12 protein-coding genes are annotated in these 24370 nt (G+C 39.0%); 1 reads left to right on the top strand and 11 read right to left on the bottom strand.

Annotated elements, in window-relative coordinates; genetic code table 11:
- Nucleotides 1-29: 29 nt before the first annotated feature.
- The 8 genes from pafA to GS03_RS06120 form a co-directional block, all read right to left on the bottom strand.
- Nucleotides 30-1643, bottom strand: coding sequence for an alkaline phosphatase PafA (gene pafA / locus GS03_RS06155; RefSeq protein ID WP_136151677.1), 1614 nt, complete (start codon nt 1641-1643; stop codon nt 30-32).
- A 117-nt stretch (nt 1644-1760) separates the two neighbouring features.
- Nucleotides 1761-3650, bottom strand: a complete 1890-nt coding sequence (locus tag GS03_RS06150; RefSeq protein WP_136151676.1) for an OmpA family protein — start codon at nt 3648-3650, stop codon at nt 1761-1763.
- 10 nt (nt 3651-3660) lie between these two features.
- Nucleotides 3661-4617, bottom strand: coding sequence for a PorP/SprF family type IX secretion system membrane protein (locus GS03_RS06145; protein WP_136151675.1), 957 nt, complete (start codon nt 4615-4617; stop codon nt 3661-3663).
- Between the two features lie 17 nt (nt 4618-4634).
- Nucleotides 4635-13523 (bottom strand): gliding motility-associated C-terminal domain-containing protein, encoded by an 8889-nt coding sequence (locus GS03_RS06140; RefSeq protein WP_136151674.1) that lies wholly within the window; start codon nt 13521-13523, stop codon nt 4635-4637.
- 414 nt (nt 13524-13937) lie between these two features.
- Complete coding sequence (locus GS03_RS06135; RefSeq protein ID WP_136151673.1) at nt 13938-14882, bottom strand: NAD(P)H-dependent flavin oxidoreductase; 945 nt, start codon at nt 14880-14882, stop codon at nt 13938-13940.
- A gap of 22 nt (nt 14883-14904) precedes the next feature.
- Complete coding sequence (locus GS03_RS06130) at nt 14905-16518, bottom strand: S8 family serine peptidase (protein ID WP_136151672.1); 1614 nt, start codon at nt 16516-16518, stop codon at nt 14905-14907.
- Nucleotides 16519-16544: 26 nt separating this feature from the next.
- A complete protein-coding gene (gene mnmA, locus GS03_RS06125) occupies nt 16545-17732 on the bottom strand; it encodes a tRNA 2-thiouridine(34) synthase MnmA (protein ID WP_136151671.1) in 1188 nt (395 codons plus the stop codon).
- A gap of 98 nt (nt 17733-17830) precedes the next feature.
- A complete protein-coding gene (locus GS03_RS06120; protein WP_246034185.1) occupies nt 17831-18610 on the bottom strand; it encodes a toxin-antitoxin system YwqK family antitoxin in 780 nt (259 codons plus the stop codon).
- A 275-nt stretch (nt 18611-18885) separates the two neighbouring features.
- On the opposite strand from GS03_RS06120, the gene GS03_RS06115 reads away from it, so the two are divergent.
- A complete protein-coding gene (locus GS03_RS06115; RefSeq protein ID WP_136151669.1) occupies nt 18886-19860 on the top strand; it encodes a fasciclin domain-containing protein in 975 nt (324 codons plus the stop codon).
- Between the two features lie 49 nt (nt 19861-19909).
- Here GS03_RS06115 and proC read toward each other — a convergent pair whose 3' ends face one another.
- The 3 genes from proC to GS03_RS06100 all read right to left on the bottom strand — a co-directional run bounded on the left by proC (nt 19910) and on the right by GS03_RS06100 (nt 24321).
- Nucleotides 19910-20710: a pyrroline-5-carboxylate reductase gene (gene proC, locus GS03_RS06110; protein ID WP_136151668.1), complete on the bottom strand. Its 801-nt coding sequence runs from the start codon at nt 20708-20710 to the stop codon at nt 19910-19912.
- Between the two features lie 73 nt (nt 20711-20783).
- On the bottom strand, nt 20784-22679 hold the full coding sequence (gene yidC, locus GS03_RS06105; protein ID WP_136151667.1) for a membrane protein insertase YidC: 1896 nt from the start codon (nt 22677-22679) through the stop codon (nt 20784-20786).
- A 28-nt stretch (nt 22680-22707) separates the two neighbouring features.
- On the bottom strand, nt 22708-24321 hold the full coding sequence (locus tag GS03_RS06100) for a CTP synthase (RefSeq protein ID WP_136151666.1): 1614 nt from the start codon (nt 24319-24321) through the stop codon (nt 22708-22710).
- Nucleotides 24322-24370: the final 49 nt, after the last annotated feature.

The raw sequence follows: 24370 nt of genomic DNA, 5'->3' as shown, positions 1-24370 counted from the left end.
CCTTTAGTGTGAATGAAAAAATGATGAAACTATTTATCCAAAATCTCAGTTAATACTTGTGATTCTGTTCCGTTGGGAAGTGTGATTTTTAGTTTTTGAGATAAGGTTGGTGCAATCTGAGTGATTACTTTTTTCTCGTGGCTTTCGCCTTTTGGGATTTTCCAGCCATAAAACAACAACGGCACATGCGTATCATAACTATAGGTCGTTCCGTGTGAAGTTCCGGTTGGTCCGTATTCAATATAACCCGGTTTATCCAAAACAATCATGTCGCCATTTTGAGTTACATCATAGCCTTTTGCAATACAATTCAAATGATAATCGGCTCCTGAATTGGCTAAAATCTCTTCTTCGGTATAAACGCGTTTTACATAGTTTTGCGTCATTAAAAAGTCTTTAAATGCCTTTTTCACGGTAACTAAATCTAAATTTTTAGCTTTGATTTTTTCTTTATTAAAAAACAGATTAAAGCTATCGTAATGCAACACTAAATTTTCGCCAAAAGTATCCGTTGAAAATTTCTCCAGATTTTTATCGAGTTCCTTGCCAACAAGATTGGTAACATCGTATTTGCTATCCTTTAGGAATTGTGCATTTTCAGCTCCGGCGTGATCGGCTGTCAGGAAAACCAAATAATTTCCTTTTCCGACAGTCTTATCCAAATATGTCAGCAAGTCAGCAATGGTCAAATCCAAACGCAAATAGGTGTCCTGCAATTCGATTGAACGCGGACCAAGAATGTGTCCAACATAATCAGTAGAAGAAAAACTAACCGCTAAAAAATCGGTAACGTTGTCTTTTCCTAACGATTCTTTTTCGATGGCTGTTTTGGCAAAGTCGGCAACATAATCATTTCCGAAAGGCACTGCTCGCAAAATACTTGGGTTGTTTTTTTCGAGCATTGCTTTTAAATCGTATGGAAAAACAGGTTTGTCTACTTTGTATAATTTGCCTTCATATGGATTATCATCATCCAGACTTTCATCATAAGTTGCGATTGGTTTTAATAAATCCCAGCCTTGGTTAATATATTTCATATAACCTTTTTGTGCATTGAATTCGGTTGCCCAATCCGGCATTGTTGAACCATAAAAAGTACTCGAAATAAAGCTTCCCGTTTTGCTGTACCAAAATGCCCAATTGGCAAAATGCCCGGCAGGAAGAATCGCACCTCTGTCTTTCATGCTGATGCCAATTACCTTCCCTTTGAAGTTGGTTGTTAAACGAAGCTCATCTGTAATTGTTGTCGTTTGCAAATTTTTAGGCGACATTTCTCCTTCTTCTTTGGTGCCATCGCCAAGCGTTTTAACCGAAGCGTCATCGGTACAATAGACTTCTTTTCCTGCGCTTCTGCTATACCATTCGTTACTCACGATTCCGTGCATCGCCGGTGTTGTTCCTGTGTAGATTGAAGCGTGTCCCGGCGCGGTATAAGTTGGCATATAATTGTAATGCATATTGTAAAACGTAAAACCATCATTCATCAATCGTTTAAAACCGTTTTCGGAAAAATCACTTTGAAAGCGATACAGGTATTCCGTTTTCATTTGGTCAACCACAATACCAACTACCAATTTTGGTCGTTGCTGTGCGGTTAGATTTGAAATAACGAATAAGAATACAAAAGGAAGAAGCTTGTTCATAGTTTTTAATTGAGTCATACAAAAATACAGATTCGCAATGAATAGTTGACAAAAAAAATGCACCCCGATCAAGTGTGCATTTTTCAAAAAATTCAAATATTTAACAACAACTAACTCCTATTTCAAAATCATAAATGTACATCTACGATTTGTGGCATGCTCTGCTTCGGTACAGTCATTTTTAGGGCAGATAATCAAAGGTTTGGTTTCGCCATAACCTATAGAACGCAGCCTTTTTCGCTCTATTCCATTTTGTACCAGGTATTCTAATGCTGATGCGGCACGTTTGTTTGACAACCTCAGGTTATAAACAGCCGACGCACGCGAATCGGTGTGTGAACCAATTTGAATTTCCATGTATGGATATTTTTTTAACAAGCTTACCAAGACGTCAAGCACTTGCGCTGCTTGTGGTTTGATATTCCATTTATCCAAATCGAAATAAATATTTTCCAATTCGATAAGCACTGTTCCGTCGTCTTTTTTATTGATGATGTCTTCCGCATCATAATACGACTCGACTTTCATCTGCAAATCTATATACACTTTACCTTTTTGACTGGTGTCAAATTCGGCTTCAGCCGGAATATAAAAATCCTTGAAAGCCATGATTTTGTATTTCTTGTTTGGCTCCGTATTAAAAGTGAATGTACCATCTTTACCTACCAAAATTTCTTCCAGAAGATTGCCTTTGTCATCAAATAGTTTTACCGTTGCGCCAGGCAAAAGTTCGGTTGATTTTAAATCTCTAACTTCTCCTTCAACCAAATACTGCAATTTGTTTTCTTCCTGAATGAAAGTGTATAAATTATCATCACCGGTTCTATTAGAAGCAAAATAACCTTTGTCATTTTTCTCATCCAGAATGAAATTGAAATCATCCATTTCGCTGTTAATCGTCGAGCCTAAATTGAGTGGTTTATCAAATTCGGTATCACTGAGTTTTAAACTCATGAAAACATCTAAATTTCCATTGCCCTGATGTCCGTCAGAAGCAAAATAAAGCGTTCCGTCTTCGGTTACAAAAGGAAACTGTTCCCTTTGGTTGGTGTTGATAGTTGGGCCTAAATTTCTTGGCGGACTGTAAGCACCATCTTCACCTATATCCACAACATAAATATCCATATTGCCTAATGTTCCTGGCATATCACTCGCGAAATAAAGTTTCTTTCCGTCTTTTGTCAGGAATGGATGCTCGACTGAATAAGAATCGCTAGAGAATGGCAACATCGTTACATTAGTCCATTTGCCATCTACAAATTCGGCCTTATAGATTTTAATCATGGCTACTCTTTCATCGCCAATTTTAACCTGTTTTTCACCACTTCTGTTGAAATACATTGTTTTCCCATCAGCGCTGAATGATGCCGAACTTTCGTGTTTCTTTGTATTGATAATGGCAGAAAAAGGTTCAACTTTTACCAATTGCCCCTGGCTGTCAACAGAAGCAGAAAACAAGTCCAAATAAGGTTTGTCGTTCCAACCATAGGCTTTCTCTTGTGCATTTCGTGTGGAAGCAAACGTTACTTTATCGCCATAAAAAGAAATTCCGAAATCGCCATTGGTTTTGTTTTTTGACATGATTTGCAACTTGAAACTATTTGGTGTATTTCGGGTGATGTTCTTCATGAATTTTGGAGTATTTTGGTCAAACCCTAAATACTCCGACATCATGGCATCACCTTTTTCAAAATCTTTCGTTCCTTTCAGTGCATTGGCATATCTGAAAAAAACATCCTTTTTAACACTGTCTTTAAAGGTGAAAAATAATTGTCCGTAGGCACGAACCGCATTGGTCATTTGGAAATTGTAGTAGTAACAATCTCCTAAATTTTGCAACACTTGTTTGGTTTGTTTCGTCTGAATTATTTGTTCATAAGCTTCGGCAGCTTTGACATAAGACTTACTTGCAAACAAAGTGTTGGCTTGTTTAACACTGACTTTTTTTTGGGCAAAAAGAGTGGTGATACTGCAAAAAACAAAAAGTATGTAGTAGAATTTTTTCATCATTTTCATTTTAAAAGAATCGTGGTGATTTATCGTAACCTTTACCCGAAGAAAGTTTACCTAAATCCAAATCAAATAGTAAAAAGACTTCATGCGAACCCGAATTGAAATCCCTCAAATTGGAAAGCGTATAATCATAAGAATATCCAATTCTGAGTGTTGGTGTGATATAAAAACTTGCTAAACCGCTAACGGAATCTCCCATACGATAACCTGCTCCCAATTCAAATTTATTATTGATTAACACATTGGTTGTTAAATCTATTGCTACCGGTGCGCCTTCAACTCCTTTTGCCATAAATGCCGGTTTCAGTTTGAAGTTGTCATTTCCGTTAAATGTAAATACATAACCACCAGTCATAAAAAAGTGAACCGATTCTACGCCACTTCCGGCATGCCCGTTTATGGTTTCTATATGTCTTGAGGTCATTAAATTTGGTGCTGAAAATCCAAGATAATAATTGGACCCAAACAAATACGTTCCTGCTCCGATGTTAGGAAACGTTTGACTTATATTATTCTGAAACGCCGGATCGGGAGCTGGGTCTGTAAGCACAAATCCGTTGAAATTTGTATCGAACAACGTAACTCCGGCTTTTAATCCAAAAGACAATTTAGTAGTTTCACCTAATGGTAAAACATACGCAAAATCGGCAAAAATATTATTCTCTTTGACCACATCTCCTATTTCATCATGAACAACTGAAATACCTATTTCTACTCTTTTGGATAGTGGTTTGTGGGCAAAAAAGGTTTGTGTTGTTGGTGCTCCTTCAATTCCAATCCATTGCGCGCGATACAATCCTCCCATATTTATCACATCAGCATTATCTGTTGCGTAAGCAGGATTCATGACACTCATATTATACATATAGTGAGTAAACTGTGGATCTTGTTGCGCTCGCATTTTTGATGTTAAAAAAACAACAAGCAGTACTAAGAGATATTTAATAATTTTATGTTTCATAGTTGCACTCATTTCTCCTATCTGTTTAGATATACTCTACCTTGAATAGCTTTTCTTGTTCCGTCATTGAAATTCAGTATATAGAAATAAACACCGGTTGGCAGTAATTTATCCCCTAAATTCAATCCACTTTCAGTAGTTGTTCCACCCCAATTTTCTTTGTTTCTGTTTCCTGTATAGATTAAACTTCCATAGCGGTTGTATACTTCTAATTTGAAATTTGGATATAAAATAGCAAGGTTTGGAATTTCAAAAGTGTCGTTTATTCCATCATTGTTTGGTGAGAATCCATCCGGAATTATCACATCACAAATTGTTAAATCAACAGTAACCGGAAGACGTACACTTTCGCAACCTGTTGCGGAAACTACAGCGCCATAATATGTTGTACCGTTTATCAATAAGTCAGAAGGGCTGTATGCTGTTCCGCCTGTTAGTGCATCATACCAAATCATGGTTGGCGTCCCAACAATATTTGCTGATAAATCGGCAATGGTTGGTGCCGGAACATTGGTTCCACAGAAAAGATCACCTCTATCATTTAACACCGGTGCTGGGTCTGATATGACATCGAAATTACCTGTTAGTGCAGCTGTCCCATTTAATCCACAAGTATTACTTGGAGAAGTTAGGCTGGTAATTTGAACTGTTGTCTGTCCGTTATTTACTATGCTTGCACCTGGAATGGTAAATGTTGCACCACCATTTGTAAACGTTACCGAAACAGTATCCGTTCCTGTATTTGCTCCTGACAATTGATACGTTAATGAATAAGTTCCATCAGGTAAATTACTAATTCCGGCTATGGTAACATTACTGTCTGAATTAGGACAGGTATCCTGAGCTGAAACTCTGGCTCCGGCTGCATTTGGAATTGGGATAATAGTGAAGTTAGCTGTAGCATTTTCAGCAGCATTGGTACAACCCGTTGCGGCTATTATTCCGGAAACCGTTAGTGTATAATTTCCTGCTGTAGTGAATACCGTTGATAAAATTGTAAATTGTCCAACTCCGGAAGTTATAGTTACATCTCCTGAATTTCCAGCTACCGGAGTAGCACCTGGTATAGAATAATTAAATTGATAAACACCATCCGGTAGATTTATTGCAGCGGTTATATTTACTGTTATACCATTTCCTAAACAGACATTAGCAATACTTAAATTCGCGTTATCAATATCAGCCAAAGGTCGAATGATTAGTTGTGCGGTAACATTTGTCAATATGCTTGTGCAAGTCGTTGCATTATTAGTAATACTGGTAAATGTAATTACTGTGGTTCCGACATTTGGAATCGATGCTGTTGGAATCGTAAAGTTTCCAATTCCTGCAGCAATAGTAACCACAACCGATTGACCGGCTAGAGTGTTGCTTCCGCTTAAATCATAGTTTAAAGTATAGGTTCCGTCAACCATTCCGTTAAGATTTACAACGGCATTGGTTCCGATACATGTTGGCGAAGTCGAAATGTTCAGCGTTGTTAATTGTGGAGCAGCATAAACTGTAAATTGAACCACTTCTGTATCCGTACCACAGGCGTTAGTTACGGTATAAGTATAACTGTAAGTTCCTGCAGTGAAACTGCTAATATTTATTGGAGATGTTACGATTGCAGATGCACTATCCGTCCAAGTTCCACCAGTACTTTCACCATTTAAAAGTGCAAATAAATCAATTATTCCAACTGATGGACAAACAGAAGTTAGACCTGTAAATGTCCCTGCAGTTAAAGGAGCAACAACATCAAAAGTAGTATTTGCATCTTCCGCTATGTTAGAACAACCAGTTGTAGTAGTAATGCTGTTAATCGTAATAGTATAACTTCCAACTGTTGCAAAAACAGAAGCCGGAACAGTAAACTGGCCGATGCCTCCTGTTATAGTAACGTCTCCTGAGTTACCTGTTATTGGAGTTCCTGTTGGAATGCTATAATTAAATTGATAAACTCCGTCAGGAAGATTTGTCGCATTTGAAATTACAACGGTTGCTACACTTCCAATACAAATAGTAGAAACAGCTATATTGGTATTGTCAATTTGAACTATCGGATTGATAGTAATTGTTCCTACCGCATTGCTCAAAGCAACCAGACAAGTAGTCGTTGTATCTTGAATTGTGAAAAAAGTAATTGTGGTTGTACCTATATTAGGAACGTTTGCTGCCGGAATCGTAAAGCTTCCATTACCACCCGAAATTACTACTGTTACATTTTGATTCGTAAGTGTATTGCTTCCGTTTAAATCATAATTCAATGCGTAGGTTCCATCTACCATTCCGGTTAAATTCACGGTCACATCTAAACCAATACAAACCGGAAAAATGACAATATTGGAAGAAGCTATTATCGGATTTGGCAGCACTGTAAACTGTACGTCCTGAGTATCTATTCCACATGAATTTGTTACCGAATAAGTATAGGTATAAGTTCCGGCTGCAAAAGCACTAATATCTACTGGTGTAGTCACCGACCATGTACCGCCAGCATCCTGACCCGTTAATAAAGTATTTAAATCTATGGTTCCAACCGAAGTACAAACCGGAGCAATCGTAACTGCATTACCCGCATTTGGTAATGGATTTACAATCACTGTTACCATTGAAGTCCCATCTGCACAAGGAGAAGTTCCCAATACTGTATAAGTGAAATGATAGGTTCCTACTCCAACTGTTGATGGGTTGAAAATATTGTTTACCAATGCACCGGTAGCATCATCATCACTCCAGTTTCCGGCATCTTGAGTCCCATCTAAACCAGTGAATAAATCAAGAGAAGTTACATCCGTACAAGTGTTCAAAGTTTGTCCTACTCCACCTGTATTTGGTGCTTGAGTTATAGAAACGGTTACTATTGCGGATGAAGGCGTAATACAAGTACTTCCAACGGTATAAGTATAAGCTCCTGCAGTATCAACTGTTGGGTCAAAAAACCCTGTTCCGCTAGCTAAAGCTGGTGACCAAATTCCTCCTGCTTGTGGTGTTCCTCCAAGGGAAAGGAATAAATCTTCTGAAGAACCATTCGAACAAAATGTTTTAGCTCCATCTGTTCCGGCATCCGGAATTGGGTTCACTGTTACCGATATTGTAGCATCATCATTTGAACAAGGTGCAGTTCCGGACAATGTATAAGTATAATCTGCTTGTGGATCAACTGCCGGGTCAAAGAATCCTGTTCCACTCGCCATTACTGGTGACCATGTACCTCCTGGTTCTGCATTTGGGCCTAATAATAAAAATAAGTCCTGAGCAGGGTTGTTTATACAAATCACAAGTGAATTGTCATTTCCTGCTTCCGGGCCTTGAGTAACTGCAACCGTCACTGTAGCAGTATCGTTAATACAAGGTGCAATACCCGTAATTGTATAAGTATAAACTCCCGAAGTATCTACCGCAGGATCAAAAGTCCCATTACCACTTGCTAATGCTGGTGACCAAGTTCCTCCTGTTTGTGGTGTTCCTAATAATGAATTGAATAAATCTACAGAATTTTGGTTGGAACAAATATCCAATGTCCCATCATTCCCAGCATCTGCCAAAGGATTAATAACAACTGTAGTTTGACCAGGTTGACTTGGACAAGTCGTAGTTGTATCTGTTATGACAACACTATAAACACCTGAAGTTGTGGTAGTGAATGTTGCTACATTACCCGGATTAGTTGCTCCCGATGGAACTGTCCAGGTGTACGTATACGTTCCTACAGGGGTTGGTGTTGCCGTTACTGTCGCTGGTGTTCCCGCACAAACCGGTGGGCTGGTTACTGCAACTGTTGGTACCGGATTGATAACAACTGTGGTTTGTCCCGGTAAACTCGGACAAGTCGTTGTGGTATCTGTTATGACAACACTATAAACGCCTGCGGTGGTCGTAGTAAATGTGGCTACGTTTCCTGGATTGGTGGCTCCCGATGGAACGGTCCAGGTGTAAGTATAGGTTCCTGCCGGAGTTGGCGTTGCCGTTACTGTCGCTGGTGTTCCTGCACAAACCGGTGGGCTGCTTACAGCTACTGTTGGTACCGGATTGATAACAACTGTGGTTTGTCCCGGTAAACTCGGACAAGTCGTTGTGGTATCTGTTATGACAACACTATAAACGCCTGCGGTGGTCGTAGTAAATGTGGCTACGTTTCCTGGGTTGGTTGCTCCCGATGGAACGGTCCAGGTGTAAGTATAGGTTCCTGCCGGAGTTGGCGTGGCTGTTACTGTTGCCGGTGTGCCTGCACAAACCGGTGGGCTGGTTACAGCAACTGTTGGTGTTGGGTTGATAACAACTGTAGTTTGACCAGGCAAACTCGGACAAGTCGTTGTGGTATTTGTTATGACAACACTATAAACACCTGCGGTGGTTGTAGTGAATGTTGCTACGTTTCCTGGATTGGTGGCTCCCGATGGAACGGTCCAGGTGTACGTATACGTTCCTACAGGGGTTGGTGTTGCCGTTACTGTCGCTGGTGTTCCCGCACAAACCGGTGGGCTGGTTACTGCAACTGTCGGTGTTGGATTAATAACCACTGTGGTTTGACCCGGCAGACTTGGACAAGTCGTTGTGGCATCTGTTATGACTACACTATAAACACCCGCGGTGGTTGTAGTGAATGTTGCTACGTTTCCTGGGTTGGTTGCTCCCGATGGAACGGTCCAAGTATAAGTATAGGTTCCAGCCGGTGTTGGTGTCGCCGTTACTGTCGCTGGTGTTCCCGCACAAACCGGTGGGCTGGTTACTGCAACTGTTGGTACCGGATTGATAACAACTGTGGTTTGTCCCGGTAAACTCGGACAAGTCGTTGTGGTATCTGTTATGACAACACTATAAACGCCTGCGGTGGTTGTGGTGAATGTTGCTACGTTTCCTGGGTTGGTTGCTCCCGATGGAACGGTCCAGGTATAAGTATAGCTTCCAGCCGGTGTTGGTGTTGCCGTTACTGTCGCTGGTGTTCCCGCACAAACCGGTGGGCTGGTTACTGCAACTGTTGGTACCGGATTGATAACAACAGTGGTTTGTCCAGGTAAACTCGGACAAGTCGTTGTGGTATCTGTTATGACAACACTATAAACACCCGCGGTGGTTGTAGTGAATGTTGCTACGTTTCCTGGGTTGGTTGCTCCCGATGGAACGGTCCAGGTATAAGTATAGCTTCCAGCCGGTGTTGGTGTTGCCGTTACTGTCGCTGGTGTTCCCGCACAAACCGGTGGGCTGGTTACTGCAACTGTTGGTACCGGATTGATAACAACAGTGGTTTGTCCCGGTAAACTCGGACAAGTCGTTGTAGTATCTGTTATGACAACACTATAAACGCCTGCGGTGGTCGTAGTAAATGTGGCTACGTTTCCTGGGTTGGTTGCTCCCGATGGAACGGTCCAGGTGTACGTATAGGTTCCTGCAGGGGTTGGTGTTGCCGTTACTGTCGCTGGTGTTCCCGCACAAACCGGTGGGCTGGTTACTGCAACTGTTGGTACCGGATTGATAACAACAGTGGTTTGTCCAGGTAAACTCGGACAAGTCGTTGTGGTATCTGTTATGACAACACTATAAACGCCTGCGATGGTTGTGGTGAATGTTGCTACGTTTCCTGGGTTGGTTGCTCCCGATGGAACGGTCCAGGTATAAGTATAGCTTCCAGCCGGTGTTGGTGTTGCCGTTACTGTCGCTGGTGTTCCCGCACAAACCGGTGGGCTGGTTACTGCAACTGTTGGTACCGGATTGATAACAACAGTGGTTTGTCCAGGTAAACTCGGACAAGTCGTTGTGGTATCTGTTATGACAACACTATAAACACCCGCGGTGGTTGTAGTGAATGTTGCTACGTTTCCTGGGTTGGTTGCTCCCGATGGAACGGTCCAGGTATAAGTATAGCTTCCAGCCGGTGTTGGTGTTGCCGTTACTGTCGCTGGTGTTCCCGCACAAACCGGTGGGCTGGTTACTGCAACTGTTGGTACCGGATTGATAACAACAGTGGTTTGTCCCGGTAAACTCGGACAAGTCGTTGTAGTATCTGTTATGACAACACTATAAACGCCTGCGGTGGTCGTAGTAAATGTGGCTACGTTTCCTGGGTTGGTTGCTCCCGATGGAACGGTCCAGGTGTACGTATAGGTTCCTGCAGGGGTTGGTGTTGCCGTTACTGTCGCTGGTGTTCCCGCACAAACCGGTGGGCTGCTTACAGCAACTGTTGGTACCGGATTTATGACAACCGTGGTTTGACCCGGTAAACTCGGACAAGTCGTTGTGGTATCTGTTATGACAACACTATAAACGCCTGCGGTGGTCGTAGTAAATGTGGCTACGTTTCCTGGGTTGGTTGCTCCCGATGGAACGGTCCAGGTGTACGTATACGTTCCTGCAGGGGTTGGCGTGGCTGTTACCGTAGCCGGTGTTCCTGCACAAACCGGTGGGCTGCTTACAGCTACTGTTGGTACCGGATTGATAACAACTGTGGTTTGTCCCGGTAAACTCGGACAAGTCGTTGTGGTATCTGTTATGACAACACTATAAACGCCTGCGGTGGTCGTAGTAAATGTGGCTACGTTTCCTGGGTTGGTTGCTCCCGATGGAACGGTCCAGGTGTAAGTATAGGTTCCTGCCGGAGTTGGCGTGGCTGTTACTGTTGCCGGTGTGCCTGCACAAACCGGTGGGCTGGTTACAGCAACTGTTGGTGTTGGGTTGATAACAACTGTAGTTTGTCCCGGTAAACTCGGACAAGTCGTTGTGGTATTTGTTATGACAACACTATAAACACCTGCGGTGGTTGTAGTGAATGTTGCTACGTTTCCTGGATTGGTGGCTCCCGATGGAACGGTCCAGGTGTACGTATACGTTCCTACAGGGGTTGGTGTTGCCGTTACTGTCGCTGGTGTTCCCGCACAAACCGGTGGGCTGGTTACTGCAACTGTTGGTACCGGATTGATAACAACAGTGGTTTGTCCAGGTAAACTCGGACAAGTCGTTGTGGTATCTGTTATGACAACACTATAAACACCTGCGGTGGTTGTAGTGAATGTTGCTACGTTTCCTGGGTTGGTTGCTCCCGATGGAACGGTCCAGGTATAAGTATAGCTTCCAGCCGGTGTTGGTGTTGCCGTTACTGTCGCTGGTGTTCCCGCACAAACCGGTGGGCTGGTTACTGCAACTGTTGGTACCGGATTGATAACAACAGTGGTTTGTCCCGGTAAACTCGGACAAGTCGTTGTGGTATTTGTTATGACAACACTATAAACACCCGCGGTGGTTGTAGTGAATGTTGCTACGTTTCCTGGGTTGGTTGCTCCCGATGGAACGGTCCAGGTATAAGTATAGGTTCCAGCCGGTGTTGGTGTTGCCGTTACTGTCGCTGATGTTCCTGCACAAACTGGTGGGCTGGTTACAGCAACTGTCGGTGTTGGGTTGATAACAACTGTGGTTTGTCCCGGTAAACTCGGACAAGTCGTTGTAGTATCTGTTATGACAACACTATAAACGCCTGAGGTGGTCGTAGTAAATGTGGCTACGTTTCCTGGGTTGGTTGCTCCCGATGGAACGGTCCAGGTATAAGTATAGGTTCCCGCCGGTGTTGGTGTTGCCGTTACTGTTGCCGGTGTTCCTGCACAAACCGGTGGGCTGGTTACAGCTACTGTTGGTACCGGATTGATAACAACTGTGGTTTGTCCCGGTAAACTCGGACAAGTCGTTGTGGTATCTGTTATGACAACACTATAAACGCCTGCGGTGGTTGTGGTGAATGTTGCTACGTTTCCTGGGTTGGTTGCTCCCGATGGAACGGTCCAGGTATAAGTATAGGTTCCTGCAGGTGTTGGCGTGGCTGTTACTGTCGCTGATGTTCCTGCACAAACCGGTGGACTGGTTACAACAACTGTTGGCTGTGGATTTATAGTTATCGTTACTGTTGAAGTATCCGTTGCACATAAAGCCGAAGAAACTGTATAGGTAAATACATAAGGACTTCCTGCCAAAGTCATTGTTGATACATCAAGGGTACCTTGAGAACCATTGGTTGTAGTAATTGGACCTGTCCAAACGCCTGTATTATCAGGTGTTCCTCCCAATAAATTAAATAAATCAAATGGTGCTGTCGAAGAAACCTGATCTATACATATTCCTCTGTTGCCATTATTACCAGCATCATTTGGTTCATAAATATTAACTAAAACATCGAACCGATCACTACTTTCACATGGCGGATCAACTGTAGTAGCATAATAATGTTGCCCATTTACAAGTGGAGTTGATAAATCCAAAGGAATTCCAAATGCTGATGTCAAATACCAATTATTATTACCTGAAGCCACTAAATCATTTACAGTTGGAGAAGTGATGCTGCAAAATTCCTGAACAGCACTACCAGTTGGAACTGGAACAACTCCAACATTTACAAATAATTGAAGCCTTGAAGTTTCACATCCTGTATCTGGATTTGTTTGACTAATATAATAAATAGTGTTATCTGACAAAACCGCTGTAGGAGACAAAGCAGTTCCTCCACTTGGTACTGTATACCATTTTAAACCATTACCCGATATTACGAATTGAGGATTGGATGGCGTTGCTAAGTTAGCACTAGTTACACAAACTCCCTGAAAATTTGCACCAGTCGGCGCTGAATAAACAGTAACCACAACACTTTGCCTTGTACTACAAGGTCCCATAATAGAATCTGCAAAATAATCCTCACCATTTGTTAAACTTATAGAGCTTGACAAAGGAGCTCCTCCTGTAGCATTGGCATACCATCTGATACCACCACCATTATCTGTAGCAACAAGACTAGCAACAGTTGGAGATTGTGTATCACAAAAAGACTGGGTGGGATTTGTTACAGTAGGACATTGAGAATATACAGAATCATTATACCCTAAAAGAGATAGTAATAAAAAAACGTAGACAGAATAATTTTTAATAAGAGTAGTGATTCTCATAAGCAATTCAATTTTAGATAATTCTTTACTGATTGACTGTACACTCTTTTAAGCTATCTTTAAATTTTTACATTCTTTATAAAGTAAAAATGATTTAATCTGATATTCAACAGTATACTCCTAAGCAAAAAAATACTTCCACTATATTACTCATAATAATAGAAACAGGATTTGACTTATTAAAATGTTATAAACAAATTAATCAACAGTAATCTAAATAACTCAACTACAAAAATTTGATTTATCTTATTGAAAAATAACATTTTACAAAATATTTAAAAAAAAAATCTGAGTTATTAATATTCTGATTTCTCTTTTAAAAATAAAAAATTGTTAATAAGTTTACTTGCAATTGCAAACCTATTAACAACTAATTGTAGAAACAAAACGATTTAAAATGTAGTGCTAAAACGATTAAAATGTAGTGCTTTGTATTTCTTTTGTGGCGGTTTCAAATTCTTGAATTACCTCATCAATAATATCCTTTACGGATTTAATTTCGTGAATTAATCCTGCTATTTGGCCTATTTCTAATTCACCCTCTTCTAAATCTCCTTCAAACATACCTTTCTTGGCTCTGGCTCTACCTAATAATGCTTTTAAATCTTCAGGTGTTGGACATTTTGAATACAAATCCTGAATGTCGTTATAAAATTTATTTTTTATCAATCGCACCGGAGCTAATTCTTTCAAGGTTAATTGGGTGTCACCTTCCTTTATCCCAACAATAGTTTTCTTGAAATTATCATGAGAGGAACTTTCAAACGACGCTGCAAATCGCGAACCCATTTGGACACCATCTGCACCAAGAACCATTGCGGCAAGCATTCCTCTTCCTGAAGCAATTCCTCCTGCTGCTATTAACGGAATATTTATTTGTTCTTTAACCATCGGAATTAAAGTAAACGTAGTAGTCTCTTCCCTCCCATTATGTCCGCCAGCTTCAAAACCTTCAGCAACAACTGCGTCAACTCCAGCTTCCTGCGCTTTTAAAGCAAACTTTGAACTACTCACAACATGCACTACCGTAATTCCTCTTTCCTTTAAATAACTTGTCCAGGTTTTTGGGTTTCCTGCCGACATAAAGACAATTTTTACTTCTTCTTCAATAATAATTTGAATGATTTCTTCAATATTTGGATACAGCATCGGAACATTAACACCAAAAGGTTTGGATGTTGCCTTTTTGCATTTTTGGATGTGCTCACGCAAAACATCGGGATACATCGAACCTGCACCAATCAATCCTAAACCTCCTGAATTGCTAACGGCACTGGCCAATTTATAACCGCTATTCCAAATCATTCCTCCTTGAACAATTGGGTATTTTATATTGAAAAGTTGGGTGATTTTATTCATTTATGCTGAATTGAGTTCAGTATTAATTTTTAATGATTTTTCCAGTTTGAACAAACGAATTGCTATTTATTTTAAAGTAGTAAATCCCGGAATTGATGTTTTCCAATGAAAGTGATACATCCGTTTTTTGAATGCTTTTCTCAAGAACAATTTGACCTAACGCATTGTAAAAACTAATTTTAGCTTCACTAAAAGTAGCCGGGAACGAAATAAAAAGTTCATCAGAAACCGGATTTGGATACACCAAAAATCTTCCTGTTGCATTTTGATTTACAGAAAGCGCATTAGTTAATGCCAACTGAAAATCGGGAATTCCATAACCAAATTGGTTTGTTGGATTAGCAAATCTATCGGCAGATTGCTTAACAAAATTTACTATTTGTTGGTTGGTTAAATTTGGAACTGCTCCCCAAAAACTAGCTATCATTCCCGCCAAGATTGGACAAGAAAAGGAAGTTCCGCTCGCAGTTTGAATATTCCCACTCGTATTAGCAACCACTGAAGCTTGTCCTTGTGCCATTACATCTGGTTTTATCCTTCCATCAAATGAAGGTCCGACTGAGCTAAAAGTCGCATAAGTCTCATCGAATTTTACAGCGCCAACAGCTAAAACATTTAGTGCTTCCGCCGGAACGGCAACATGATTCAACGGTTCCGCACTACTCCCTGAATTACCTGCACTGGCAACAACTACGATTCCTTTACTAAAAGCAATATTTGCTCCTTTTGAAGCGAAAGCTGTGTCACCTGTAAATTCATCATAATTATGTCCGTAATTTGGATTATCAAACTTATAATAGCCCAAAGAGGTCGTAATAACATCTGCCCCAAGCCTGTCTGCTTCTTCTGCTGCTTCAACCCAATAACTTTCTTCAACAGGATTTTCCTGTGATATATCTTCGGTAACAAATAAATAATATTGCGCATCCGGCGCTGTTCCGACAAGTTCACCATCAACATAACCTCCCATGCAGGAAAGCGTCATGGTTCCGTGATTATGTAGCGAATAAACGTTGGTATTCTGACTGACAAAATTATAACCTCCGAGTATCAGATTATTATCGAATAACCTTTGGAAAGGCGCCGTTGAATTAACATTTATAAATCCGGAATCCAGAACCGCAATTATTTTGCCTGTTCCGGTATAATCCGCCTGATGCAGTAAATGCCCGTTTAGCATTTGTATTTGATTATTGGAATTTCCGTAATTAAAATTAATCAAAACATCCAGTTGCTTATTGACCGAATTGATGGTTCTTGGGGTTGGTCTTTTCGAATTCAGCGAAGCATCTGCAAAGCGTACACGATTTACATAGGGTAACAAAGTCAATGCACTAATATCGTTAACACTTCCACGAACATGAAGACAATTAAACCATTTTGATTTTGCTTTAACCGTAATTCCGTTTGCAGCCGTAATTCCATCAATATAAGGTTGGTGAATTGGCACATCGTTTTCACTTAATGCAATTCCCTGATTTGTTCTTCTATCTAAAGCTCTTTGGGTAAGAAAATTTAAAGGTGTATTTAATTGAACAGCTGCATTTGGTTTATCATTAAAATAAACCCAAGCGTCTTCCTGAGAATATCCATGAAAACTTAAAAGAAAAAGGACAATAAAGAAAAGTTTGTTCATAGCATTTACTCATTGAGAATGCTAATTTATGAAATTACTCCTGAACCAACTAATTCGTCATCAATATTCCACGCTACAAACTGACCTTCCGTTATCGCCGATTGTGGTTCATCAAAAGAAACATACAAACCACTTTCAAATTGGTATAAAGTCGCTTTCTGCAATGCCTGACGGTAACGAATACGAGCCATAACCTGCATCGTTTCACCATTTTTCAATGCTAAATCTTCGCGTATCCAATGAATTTCTGAAGGTTGCACTCTCAATGTTTTTTTGAATAAGCCAGGATGATTTGCACCTTGACCAGTATAAATCGCATTGGTTTTTACATCAGTCGCAATAATAAAAAGTGCTTCTTTTGTTCCGCCAACATTCAAACCTTTTCGTTGCCCAATGGTGAAGTAATGTGCTCCTTGATGTTTGCCCACAATTTTTCCGCTTTCAGAAGTATATGAAATTCCCTTGCTTTCAAATGCTAATTTTTCTTCTAACGAATTAAAGATTGGCTGCTCTTGATTATATAGTGAACTATTCGCCTCAATTTCATAAATCAAACCTTCTTTGGGTTGCAATTGTTGTTGCAAAAATTCGGGTAAACGAACTTTTCCAATAAAACACAAACCTTGCGAGTCTTTCTTTTCTGCTGTAACCAAATCTAATTTTGTAGCTATTTCACGAACTTCCGGTTTGGTCAATTCTCCAATTGGAAATAAAGACTTAGCCAACTGCTCCTGCGATAATTGGCAAAGGAAATAAGACTGATCTTTGTTTCCATCTTTTCCGGCAAGCAATTGATAAACCGGTTTTCCGCCAACTTCAATTTCCCCTTTTCTGCAATAATGTCCGGTTGCTACATAATCGGCACCAAGACTTAAAGCAATTTTCATAAAAACATCAAACTTAATTTCGCGATTGCACAATACATCCGGATTTGGAGTTCGTCCTTGTTCGTATTCGTTGAACATGTAGTCAACGATTTTTTCTTTGTATTGTTCGCTTAAATCAACGGTTTGAAAAGGGATACCTAATTTTTCGGCAACCAAAAGTGCATCGTTACTGTCTTCGAGCCACGGACATTCATTAGAAATAGTGACAGAATCATCGTGCCAGTTCTTCATAAAAAGACCAATGACTTCATAGCCTTGTTCTTTTAAAAGATAAGCAGCAACACTCGAATCAACACCACCCGAAAGTCCAACAACAACTCGTTTCATTTTATTGCAAAAAAAATTTGCGGCAAAGTTACCGCAAAATCTGTATAATTTAATATTATAATATCAGTTAAAACAATTCAATCGTAGACAAAACCTATTTATCTTCCTAATTTGTTTTTGATTTCACTATCTAAATCAGGATTGGGTTTTTCAGCATCTTTAACTTCAACTTTAACGTCACCCTGTTTTGGCATAACCGGTTTTTTAAAGTTTTTGTTTTGGAAGTTCATATTAACATCTTTCATTTTTCCTTTGACGAGCATTTTCCATATGCCAACTTTCTTACCGTTTTTATAAACTCCCTGCCCCGAAATTTCATTGGTCGGATTTCTATAAATTGCCTGTCCATCGTACAAACCATTCTTATAATTTGATTCTTCCATCACTATTCCGTTTTCAGCATAACTTTTATAAGCTCCGTTTTTAAAGCCATCTTTATAGGTTGTCTCTTCAGCTATTACACCGCTTTTATAAAACACTTTTCGAACACCATTTAGTTTGCCATTTGCGTAAATTTCAAGAGTCATGATGGATGGTGAATCTTCATGGTAATATTTCCATTCGCCTTCAAATTGCTTGTTGACCACTTTTCCTTCACTTACTTTACTTTTATTTTGATTGTAAAAAATAGTATAGCATGAATTGTCTTTAGCATTAAATTCTCTTGTGGCGATTACTGTTCCTGCTTTGGTGTCATCAAAAAATTTGAACATTCCGATTTCTTTTCCGTGTTCAAAAGTTCCTTCGTAACGAGGTCGTTTTGATGCTTCATAAACGCCTTTCCACAAACCATTTTTTTTGCCGTTTTCATCTAATTTGTTAAAATCCTGAGCGCACAATGTGAGTGAGGTTAACAATATTGTAATTATGTATTTCATGTTTTCTATTTGTTTCATGCTTCAACAAAAATAGTTTTTTACTTATAACGTAAAACATCTCAAAAAATTATTTAAATCAAAACTTTTCTGTTTAACCAAATAGCGAACCAAAAAAAATAAACTGTTAGAAAATATTGATTACACAGCTTTAAGTTACTGATTAAGAGGTTAAACAAAATAGTTAATTTTTTCATAAATATTATTTTGTTTAATCTTTATTGTTTTTTGTTAAACAAAAATGATTTAGCTTTGTGTAAACATTAAACAAAAAAGCTATGAAAAATTTAACAAAAATTATCGGAATTGCTATTTTTTCGCTAACTATCTTCTCATGTAGTAGTGATAGTGATAGCGATAGTCAACCAACAATCGTTGACATTGCATCTGGAAACTCAGATTTCTCAACTTTGGTTACTGCTTTGAACAGAACCGGTCTAACGGCTACTTTGGATGGTAGTGGTCAATTTACCGTATTTGCACCAACTAATTCTGCTTTTCAAACGTTCTTTACATCTCTTGGTCCTTCTGTTACAGTTAATAATGTAGATGTTAATGTACTCAAAAATGTTTTATTAAATCATGTAATTGGCGCAGAAGTTAAAAGTGCTGACATAGTAACGGGTTATGCTTCAACATTGTCTCCTATTAATACTACAGCAAGTTCACCAACCATAAGTATGTTTATACAAAAATCCGGTGGAGTTGTTACTCTAAATGGTGGAGCTTCGAATGGTGGAGCGACTGTTACAACTGCTGATATAGATGCAAGCAACGGTGTTGTTCATGTTGTTGGAAATGTTATTGGATTACCAACTGTAGTGAATCATGCTATTGCTAATCCTGATTTTACCTCTTTGGTCGGAGCATTGACTAGTTCAGGGCAACCTGATTTTGTGAGTATTCTTTCAGGTACCGGTCCATTTACAGTATTTGCTCCCAATAACGCTGCTTTCACTTCTTTAAATACTGAATTAGCACCAGGAGGAATTGCAGGTGTATCGGCTGCCAATTTAACTAAAGTATTAACATATCACGTCGTTAGTCCTGCTAATGTACGCTCATCTTCTCTAACTGAAGGACAAGTTGTGACCCCAATTTTAACTCCATCTCAAACCTTTACTGTTCTTTTAAGTGGTGGGGCAAGATTAAGAGACGCTAACAACAGAGAATGCAACATTATAGCAACTGATGTTCAGGCTTCAAACGGAGTAATCCATGTATTGAGTAAAGTACTTTTACCTACTTTATAATTTTAAATTGTGATGAAAAAGAAAAGCGCAGATAAATACTGCGCTTTTTTTATGACCCTAATTCTAAAGCTCTGTCATTGGCGGCTTTTACTGCTTCAACTATTGTTTTTTCTAAACTTCCTTTTTCAAAAATTCGCAACGCACTTTCAGTTGTTCCGCCTTTTGAAGCCACTTTGGCAATCCATTCTTCGTTCGATAATGAGTAACTGTTTTGTATCGCCACTGAACCCATAAAAGTTTGGTTGACTAACAACTCTGCTTCCGACTCGTTAAATCCTAAATCGACTGCTGCTTTTATCATGGATTGCATAAAATAAAAAACATAAGCCGGTCCGCTTCCTGAAATTGCTGTGGCAGCATCAATCAGTTTTTCATTCTCGACATAAACTGATTTTCCGGTAGTGTTAATCAAGTTTTGAATAATAAACAATTCCTTTCTGTCAACATTAGCTGAAGCAGTAAAGACCGTCATTCCCATTCCGATTTGCGTTGGAATATTGGGCATAGAGCGCACAATTTTCGAACACGAAAGTTGGCTTTCTAACTTAGAAAGTGTAATTCCGGCCATGACAGAAAAAATAATCTGACTGTCTTTCAAATACGGTTTTATTGACTGTGCCAAAACAGTAAAATCCTGTGGTTTTACGGCTAAAATTACAATGTCAAAATCGCCTATTTTATCGGAAACCAAATTCGAAAAATTAGCTTTTGGAATAGCACTTTCGATGGTAGAAAAATCAGCATTTCTGACCAAAACAAAAATATCTTCGGGTTTGATAAATCGCGAACTGATAAAACTATTGGCATAGGTTTTACCCATATTTCCGTGACCAATTATTAGTACTTTCATAGTTTATTAAAATTAAAAACTCTGTTTAAAGATATGTTTTTAAACAGAGTTTTGAAAATGTATTACTGAAATATTATTTCTTTTTGTTTTGCAATTGCTTTTGAGCTTCAGCCTGTTCCATCATTTCTCTCATTTTCTTTTGGAACTTACTTTCCGTTTTTGGCTTGGCTTTATTTTCCTGAATCTGAGCATGAATTTTATCGCTATCGATAAAATATCTTTTGATAACCAACATAATTCCGATAGTAATTAAGTTAGAAATAAAGTTATACAAACTCAATCCGGAACCATAACTGTTGAAGAAAATCAACATCATTACCGGTGAAACATAAATCATGATTTTCATAATTTTAGCCATATCCGGCATACCATCTTGTGGTGGTTGTGCCATTGCCTGATCACCTGAAGTCATTTTCATGTAGAAGAAAATCGCAATCGCGGCTAAAATCGGGAACAAACTCACGTGATCACCATACAATGGAATATTGAACGGCAATTTGAATATTTGGTCAAATGACGATAAATCGTCCGCCCAAAGGAATCCTTTTTGTCTCAACTCAAATGCCGATGGGAAAAACTGGAACGAGGCATACATAAACGGAATTTGTATCAATGCCGGAATACAACCAGCCATTGGATTCACACCAGCTTTGCTATAAAGTTTCATTGTTTCCTGTTGTTTTTTCATTGGATCTTTTTTGAATTTTTCTCCAATTTCCATAATCTCAGGACGCAAAACTTTCATTTTCGCCTGTGACAAAAATGATTTAAACGTAATAGGCGACATTGCAATTTTGATCAAAATAGTGAAGATAATAATCGCAATTCCCAATCCCATAAATGAGCTTAAAAATCCAAATAGCGGAATGAAAATAAACTTGTTTATCCAACCAAAAATTCCCCATCCTAACGGAACAATTTTTTCAAGATTCCTGTCGTAATTTTTTAAAGTTTTATAATCCGTTGGACCATAATACCAATTCATTTTATAATCTAACTCTCCATTTGTAAATGCTAACGGAATTGTTGCTTTATATTGTTTTGTGAAAATGGTGTCTTTTTTATCATCATTCACCAAATCATGCGAATGCAGTTTTGCTTTCTCAAATGGTGTTTTGGTCAATAAAATAGTTGAGAAAAAGTGCTGCTTGTAAGCAATAAAAGTTGCCTTTTCCGGATTTTCCTCTTTGTCTTTTCCTTGTCCAACATAGTCGATTTTCCCATCTTCATACTCGAAATAAATTTCGGCATAACGGTTCTCATAGGATATACTTTTCTCGTTGCGGTAGCTTTTCAAATCCCATTGCAAGTCGATAGGTTTTGAAGCATTTAGAACCGTATTTAATCCTTGAGAATGTATATCGAAATCAACTAAATATTGGTTTGGTGCCAAAACATATTTGTATTCCAAATACTCATTTGCTCCGGCTTTCAACTTCATAGAAAGGATTTGGTTGGCTCCTACTTTTGTCAAAGTTGGCTCAAAAAATAAGTCTTTAGTATTTAAAACACGATTGTCTTTGGTTTGCAATTGAAGATTAAAACTGGCATTATTATCTTTTATCAATTCAACTAATTGCCCTGAATTTTTCTTGAATTTTTCATACTTTTTCAAAATGGCTTCAACAACATAACCACCTTTGTTAGCAATCTTAAGCTTTACCAAATCATTCTCTAAAGTCGTGAAATTTGCTGTAGCAGAAGGCAAAGTTGCTGAGTAAGCAAAGCTTCCTAAAGTACCTTGAAGTTTCTGAATTTTAACTGAATCGGCAACAGCAGTATCTGTTATGGTTTTAGTAGTTTCTTTTGGAGTTACCGCCACAGCTGCTTTTGCTGCTTTCTCGGTTTTGGCTTTTTCCTGTTGCTCTTTTAATTCGCTGTCTCTGTTGTTATACATCATCCAAACGATGATAACGAATATTAAACCAAAACCAATAATCGTATTAAAATCAAATTTCTTTTCTTCCATAAGTACTGCTGAACCTGTTTCGGTTCCTTTATTTATTTTTATGTTTTACCATTGCGGCCACAAAGCTAACAAAAATTGGGTGTGGATTCGCAACCGTACTCTTATATTCAGGATGGTATTGTACTCCAATAAAAAACGGATGGTTTTCCAATTCTATAATCTCAACCAAACCAGTTTCCGGATTTATCCCTGAACAAGTTAATCCTGCTTTTTCTAATTGTTTTCTGTATTCATTATTAAACTCATAACGGTGACGGTGACGCTCCTGAATTTGGGCACTTCCATATATTTGGTGTGCCAAAGTTCCTGCAGCAATATCACACTTCCAGGCACCAAGACGCATCGTTCCTCCTTTATCGGTGATGGTTTTCTGTTCTTCCATAATCGAAATTACAGGGTTTGGTGTTTCTTCATTCATCTCGGTTGAATTGGCATCTTTCAATCCCAAAATATTTCTCGAATATTCGATAACCGCCATTTGCATTCCAAGACAAATTCCGAAAAACGGAATATTATTTTCACGTGCATAACGAACCGTATCAATTTTTCCTTCAATTCCACGACCGCCAAATCCCGGTGCAACTAGTATGCCGTCCAAATCTTTTAGTTGCTCATCTGCCGTTTTGGCATCTAAATATTCAGAATGAATAGAAATCACGTTCACTTTGGTTTGGTTTGCCGCACCAGCATGAATAAATGATTCTAAAATTGATTTATAAGAATCCTGCAATTCTACATATTTTCCAACCAAACCAACATTTACGGTTTGTTTCGGATGCTTTAATCGGTGTAGAAAAGTATTCCAGTTTTTCAAATCCGGAGCTGCTTTTTTAGGCAGGTTTAATTTCTTTAAAGCGACTACATCCAAACCTTCTTCAAGCATCAAATTTGGCACTTCATAAATCGTTGAAGCATCGATAGACTGAATCACCGCTTCGCGTTTTACGTTGCAAAACAAGGCTAATTTTTGACGCAATTCATCCGACAATTCGTGCTCGGTTCTACAAACTAAAATGTCCGCTTTAATACCGCTTTCCATCAAAGTTTTAACCGAGTGCTGTGTTGGTTTTGTTTTTAATTCTCCGGCTGCAGCCAAATAAGGAACCAATGTCAAATGAATTACGATTCCGTTGCTCTCGCCTAATTCCCAAACCAATTGACGCACCGATTCGATATAAGGTAAGGACTCAATATCTCCGACCGTTCCACCAATTTCAGTAATCACTATATCAAAATCGCCTGACTTCCCAAGCAACTGCATGCGTTCTTTAATTTCGTTGGTAATATGAGGAACAACCTGGACAGTTTTTCCCAAAAATTCGCCTCTTCGTTCTTTCTCAATTACCGAAAGATATACTCTACCTGTAGTAACGTTATTAGCTTGCGAAGTGGGAACGTTTAAAAATCTTTCATAGTGTCCTAAATCTAAATCGGTTTCTGCTCCATCATCTGTCACAAAACATTCTCCGTGTTCATACGGATTTAAAGTTCCCGGATCAACATTGATGTAAGGATCAAATTTTTGAATGGTCGTTCGATAACCCCTAGCCTGTAGTAACTTGGCCAAAGATGCTGCGATGATTCCTTTTCCCAAAGAAGAAGTCACACCGCCGGTAACAAAAATGTATTTTGTTTGATTCATTTTTTTTGTAGTTGTTGTGTTGTAATTGTTGTAAAAAACGAGGCAAAAA

The sequence above is a fragment of the Flavobacterium sangjuense genome (assembly GCF_004797125.1).
Lineage (GTDB): Bacteria > Bacteroidota > Bacteroidia > Flavobacteriales > Flavobacteriaceae > Flavobacterium > Flavobacterium sangjuense.
The sequence above is the reverse complement of the archived record's forward strand: the minus strand, read 5'-3'. Positions and strand labels throughout refer to the sequence as shown.

Excerpts from the sequence above, each read along its gene's own strand:
- pafA (WP_136151677.1), bottom strand. The coding sequence starts at position 1,643 with ATGAACAAGCTTCTTCCTTTTGTATTCTTATTCGTTATTTCAAATCTA.
- GS03_RS06150 (WP_136151676.1), bottom strand. The coding sequence starts at position 3,650 with ATGAAAAAATTCTACTACATACTTTTTGTTTTTTGCAGTATCACCACT.
- GS03_RS06145 (WP_136151675.1), bottom strand. The coding sequence starts at position 4,617 with ATGAAACATAAAATTATTAAATATCTCTTAGTACTGCTTGTTGTTTTT.
- GS03_RS06140 (WP_136151674.1), bottom strand. The coding sequence starts at position 13,523 with ATGAGAATCACTACTCTTATTAAAAATTATTCTGTCTACGTTTTTTTA.
- GS03_RS06135 (WP_136151673.1), bottom strand. The coding sequence starts at position 14,882 with ATGAATAAAATCACCCAACTTTTCAATATAAAATACCCAATTGTTCAA.
- GS03_RS06130 (WP_136151672.1), bottom strand. The coding sequence starts at position 16,518 with ATGAACAAACTTTTCTTTATTGTCCTTTTTCTTTTAAGTTTTCATGGA.
- mnmA (WP_136151671.1), bottom strand. The coding sequence starts at position 17,732 with ATGAAACGAGTTGTTGTTGGACTTTCGGGTGGTGTTGATTCGAGTGTT.
- GS03_RS06120 (WP_246034185.1), bottom strand. The coding sequence starts at position 18,610 with ATGAAATACATAATTACAATATTGTTAACCTCACTCACATTGTGCGCT.
- GS03_RS06115 (WP_136151669.1), top strand. The coding sequence starts at position 18,886 with ATGAAAAATTTAACAAAAATTATCGGAATTGCTATTTTTTCGCTAACT.
- proC (WP_136151668.1), bottom strand. The coding sequence starts at position 20,710 with ATGAAAGTACTAATAATTGGTCACGGAAATATGGGTAAAACCTATGCC.
- yidC (WP_136151667.1), bottom strand. The coding sequence starts at position 22,679 with ATGGAAGAAAAGAAATTTGATTTTAATACGATTATTGGTTTTGGTTTA.
- GS03_RS06100 (WP_136151666.1), bottom strand. The coding sequence starts at position 24,321 with ATGAATCAAACAAAATACATTTTTGTTACCGGCGGTGTGACTTCTTCT.